Origin of the sequence: Hydrocoleum sp. CS-953 (assembly GCF_002260545.1) — a bacterium.
Lineage (GTDB): Bacteria > Cyanobacteriota > Cyanobacteriia > Cyanobacteriales > Microcoleaceae > Trichodesmium.
In genome coordinates, this window is sequence record NZ_LGSU01000866.1 from 1 (window position 1) to 5111 (window position 5111).

Annotated in this window: 3 protein-coding genes and 2 pseudogenes; 3 read left to right on the forward strand and 2 right to left on the reverse strand. The window is 36.5% G+C overall.

The features are described 5' to 3' along the window. Nucleotides 1-685: 685 nt before the first annotated feature. On the reverse strand, nucleotides 686-1035 hold a 350-nt coding region (locus AFK68_RS11305; RefSeq protein ID WP_246844123.1), incomplete at its 5' end, for a thiamine pyrophosphate-dependent enzyme. Nucleotide 1036: 1 nt separating this feature from the next. After that, nucleotides 1037-1925, reverse strand: a pseudogene (gene pdhA / locus AFK68_RS11310) (pyruvate dehydrogenase (acetyl-transferring) E1 component subunit alpha); the annotation flags it as partial. Between the two features lie 569 nt (nucleotides 1926-2494). On the opposite strand from pdhA, the gene AFK68_RS11315 reads away from it, so the two are divergent. The 3 genes and pseudogenes from AFK68_RS11315 to AFK68_RS41530 all read left to right on the forward strand — a co-directional run. Further along, the gene (locus AFK68_RS11315; protein ID WP_256386496.1) at nucleotides 2495-2788 is read left to right on the forward strand and encodes an IS200/IS605 family accessory protein TnpB-related protein; all 294 of its coding nucleotides are present in this window, start codon (nucleotides 2495-2497) and stop codon (nucleotides 2786-2788) included. Between the two features lie 655 nt (nucleotides 2789-3443). Continuing rightward, nucleotides 3444-3769 (forward strand): J domain-containing protein (locus AFK68_RS11320; RefSeq protein ID WP_168186412.1); only part of this gene is annotated, 326 nt, incomplete at its 3' end. A gap of 1 nt (nucleotide 3770) precedes the next feature. Beyond that, nucleotides 3771-5111: pseudogene (locus AFK68_RS41530) on the forward strand (molecular chaperone DnaJ); the annotation flags it as partial.

Consider the following 5111-nt stretch of genomic DNA (forward strand, 5'->3'; position numbering starts at 1 on the left):
ACCTATAAGATTATATTTTTTTAGCTATATAGCATATATTTATCTTGTTTGATTTTGTATTTATTTTTAGCTTAGAAATTTATTTTATTTATTGATAATTTTTGTACTAAATATAGGATTAAACATCTTAATTACCAACAATAATTTTATTAAATACAAATTTTTTTCTGATTCTTATAACTTTTAATTATCCTAATAACTCTCACTATTGCTAAACCATTCTTCAAAGAAGTTGTGTATAAAATCTCCACTTAACTAAGTCCGAAGTCATAAGTTGTTGTGTAGGGGATTTTGAGCAACCTTCCCAAAACATTTCACCTTAAAAGGCGGGGTTTTAGACCCAATTATTTTGATCGTTTAGACAAAAGGGAATAAAAGTATATAAATATTTTTATATAGTGAAAAAATGCAATAGTTTTTGTCAATTTTGATGTAAACTTTATAACTTATCAACTTGAACAGCCTTCAGATGGAAGTTACGATTCAGGGGCTGTTTTGGATAAATGTTCTGAATTTCTTGCTGTACAATAATTTTTAATTAATAAACGTTCTGTTTTGTTTAATTCCCATTAATATATTTAGGGTTTCCACATCTAAGAAAGTCTTTTTGACTCAATTAATGAGAAACCCCATGACTTAATTTTGACAGAAAACTTAATTACAATTAAATCAACAATTTAGCTAATTAACCCTCAGCAAAAACGTACCGATAGAGTTCATCTGACCCTGGCTCTGGACTATTTGTAGCAAACTCAACAGCTTCAGTAATTAACTCCTCAATCTTTTGATCGATTGCTGTTAACTCTGCAACATCTACCAAATTATTTTCTGTTAGGTAAGTTTTAAATTGCTTGATGGGGTCACGAGAAAACCAATATTCCTTTTCTTGTTGGTCCCGTAATTCATCAGGGTCAGCCAAAGAATGTCCTCGGAAACGATAAGTCAAAGCTTCAATCAAAGTAGGTCCCTCGCCAGCCCTAGCCCTGGCCACAGCCTCCTGAGCAGCAGAATGCACTGCCAATACATCCATACCATNCTGTTAGGTAAGTTTTAAATTGCTTGATGGGGTCACGAGAAAACCAATATTCCTTTTCTTGTTGGTCCCGTAATTCATCAGGGTCAGCCAAAGAATGTCCTCGGAAACGATAAGTCAAAGCTTCAATCAAAGTAGGTCCCTCGCCAGCCCTAGCCCTGGCCACAGCCTCCTGAGCAGCAGAATGCACTGCCAATACATCCATACCATCAACCTCTACACCAACCATGCCAAAGGCATGAGCTTTTTTGTAAATCTCAGGTTCAGAAGTAGCACGATCATGAGCCATACCAATTGCCCACTTATTATTTTCGACTACATAAATAATCGGTAGTTTCCACAATGTAGCCATATTTAGACATTCAAAAAACTGGCCGTTATTGCAAGCCCCATCCCCAAAGAAACAAGCCGTCACTTGGTCAGCAGTTTCATTTCCCATAGTTTCCCGACGATATTTACTCTGAAAAGCTGCCCCAGTAGCCACAGGAATACCCTCAGCAACAAAAGCATAACCCCCCAATAGATTATGTGCAGCCGAGAACATATGCATCGAACCACCACGACCTTTAGAACAGCCTGTGGCCTTACCAAATAATTCAGCCATCACTTCCCGTGCTGGTACACCAGCACTGAGAGCATGAACATGGTCTCTATAAGTGCTACAAACAAAATCTTCATCTTGTCGCATAGCTTTAATTACACCGGAAGAAACCCCTTCTTGTCCATTGTAAAGATGAACAAAGCCAAACATTTTGCCTCGGTAATACATTTCAGCACACTTATCTTCAAACAAGCGTCCTAAAACCATATCTTCATATAGTATCAATGCTTCTTCTTTACTAATTTTTATACTATTGGTATTAAAAGGAGGTAAGTTACGTTCTTGGATCATTTAATTTTTCCTGAGCTAGTATAATTTAGTGATCTGATGTTGGAATGTTGCAACAGACATCTTTAGCAAAAGTCTCTAATGTTAAAGTTAACATTACTGGTCTCCACAAGTTATCCAAATTTACNTATCTTCATATAGTATCAATGCTTCTTCTTTACTAATTTTTATACTATTGGTATTAAAAGGAGGTAAGTTACGTTCTTGGATCATTTAATTTTTCCTGAGCTAGTATAATTTAGTGATCTGATGTTGGAATGTTGCAACAGACATCTTTAGCAAAAGTCTCTAATGTTAAAGTTAACATTACTGGTCTCCACAAGTTATCCAAATTTACCTTTGAGCAATTTAATAGCATATCTGGAAATTGTGTATGAGAGTAAATAAATTTTACTAGCTTGTTGTATAGTATAGACTTAATGGAATAAGTCTTAAGTTTTGCCCTTCAAGTTGGGTAGCACAGTATCTGTCACTGAAATGAAAGGTATAATAAACGTTGTACATAAATATAGTCATATATAGTCAAATAAACTCAGAGACTGAGAAAACTTGCTAGTAAAAGAGAATTTAAAATCAATGATTATCTCCACAAAGCATCTCGTTTGATTATTAATACCCTCATCACTTACAAAATAGGGACTCTGATAATTGGCCAAAATCAGGAGTGGATACAGGAGATTAAGTTAGTAAAAAAGAACAATCAAAATTTTGTTCAAATTCCCCATGGTAAGTTAATAGAAATGTTATCTTATAAAGCTAAAATGGTAGGAATTAAGGTGATTTTAACCGAAGAATCTTATACTTCAATTGCAAGTTTTATGGATAATGATAAAATTCCTGTTTACAAGAATGGTGAGAAAAATTAGTCAACTTTTAGTGGAAAAAGGGTGAAACGGGGAATGCAAATCGCACAGGTTGTGACAGATTGATTAATGCTGATGTGAATGGCTCTTTGAACATTATGAGAAAAGCAGCTCCCTTTTGTCTTTGACCATGGGATAGAGAAGCCACTGCGTTAGGCGGGTTCCCCAACTTGAAGCAACTGGCGTGGTGTTGTAGTGCCTCCTTTCCTGCGGAATGCTGCGCAAACGCTAACACCCAGTCCAGGTCAAACCTGCAATGCAGGAGAATATGTCATATTTGACTATATTTATTATTATGAACTATACTTTGTGGGAAGCAACTCCAATCTATCAGATGAATATCTACAATTTTTTTCAAAATTGTAGATATAAGTAGATATAAATGGAAAATATGCTTTGATAATTCGAAGAAGAATTTTTATATTCTTGGAATTTTGATGCTAAAATTAAATTCAGTATCTTTATAAGATTTTTTGTTGAACATTTAAGGATTGGTAGATTCACCTTTAAACCTTTAATGTTTATCGGTGAAAAAATCCTAGCTCATAAGTGACGAGCATCAAAAAAATTGCTCTAAAGTAATAAAAAAGACCTCTGTTAGTCAGCAACAAAGGATATTATTAAGTAATATAGTAACTCTCCTTTGAGGAAATGCACTGTGCGGATTCCACTAGATTATTACCGAATTTTAGGTTTACCAATTCAGGCTACTGCCGAACAGTTACGGCAGGCACATAGAGACCGCACCCAGCAGTTTCCTAGAAGGGAGTATTCTGAGGCAACAATAGTTGCCCGTAAACAACTTATAGATGAGGCTTATGCTGTTCTGTCTGACCTAGAACAACGGCAAACTTATGATGGCAGCTTTTTGGCTAAAACCTACGAGCCAGAAAAAGTAGAAGAACTAAGTCCGAGTTCTGAGATAAATCTTGATAAAGTAGAGGAAAAAGAAACAAAACTTCAGGAAACAGGAGAAGTTATCCCNTTCCTAGAAGGGAGTATTCTGAGGCAACAATAGTTGCCCGTAAACAACTTATAGATGAGGCTTATGCTGTTCTGTCTGACCTAGAACAACGGCAAACTTATGATGGCAGCTTTTTGGCTAAAACCTACGAGCCAGAAAAAGTAGAAGAACTAAGTCCGAGTTCTGAGATAAATCTTGATAAAGTAGAGGAAAAAGAAACAAAACTTCAGGAAACAGGAGAAGTTATCCCCATAATAGCTTCTAGACGATTAGCAAAAAGGATAAGCTCTCAAGGTAGAGAGACCATAAGTAGCTCTCAGTTTGACCCTAACAGCCCCAGTATAGAAATAGAAGATCCACAATTCGTGGGAGCAATCCTGATTCTACAGGAACTAGGAGAATACGAACTGGTATTAAAACTTACTCATCCTTATCTTACTAATAATAGTATTGCTATAAAAGATGGACGTTTTGGCGATCCAGCATTAGTTCTGCCAGATATTGTCCTCACAGTTGCTTTAGCTAATTTAGAACTGGGTAGAGAACAATGGCAACAAGGACAATATGAAAGTGCGGCCACAGCTTTAGAAGCTGGGCAGGGATTATTACTACGAGAAAATCTGTTTGTTCAAGTTCGAGGGGAGATACAAGCTGACCTTTATAAGCTACGTCCTTATAGAGTAATGGAGTTAATAGCATTACCAGAGGAGATAGCTCTAGACCGTCGCCGTGGCCTAGAAATTCTTCAAGATATGTTAAATGAACGGGGAGGAATTGATGGTCAAGGTGAAGATAGCTCTGGACTTAGGGTAGAAGATTTTCTGAAATTTGTTCAGGAGCTACGTCATCATTTAACCACATCAGAACAAAAGAAATTATTTGAGGTAGAAGCTCATCGTCCTTCGGCAGTAGGTACATACCTAGCAGTTTATACTTTTTTAGCTCAAGGGTTTGCCCAAAAACAACCAGCTTTGATTCGTAAGGCTAAGTTGATGTTGATGCAATTAGGTCGTAGTCAAGATGTAAATTTAGAGAAATCTGTTTGTGCTTTACTTTTAGGGCAAACTGAAGAGGCTAGTCGTTCATTAGAACTTAGCCATGAAAATGAACCTTTATCCTTTATTAAAGAAAATTCTCAAGAATCTCCAGATTTATTACCAGGGCTATGTCTTTATGCTGAACATTGGTTGACTGAGGAGGTATTTCCACATTTTCGTGATTTGTCTGACAAGTCAGCTTCTTTGAAAGACTATTTTGCAGATCGGCACGTTCAAGCTTATCTAGAAGCTTTACCTACAGAAACAGAAGCAGTTAATCAGTGGGTAGTTGTTCAACCTCGTCGCGATCGCGACACGGAACAGA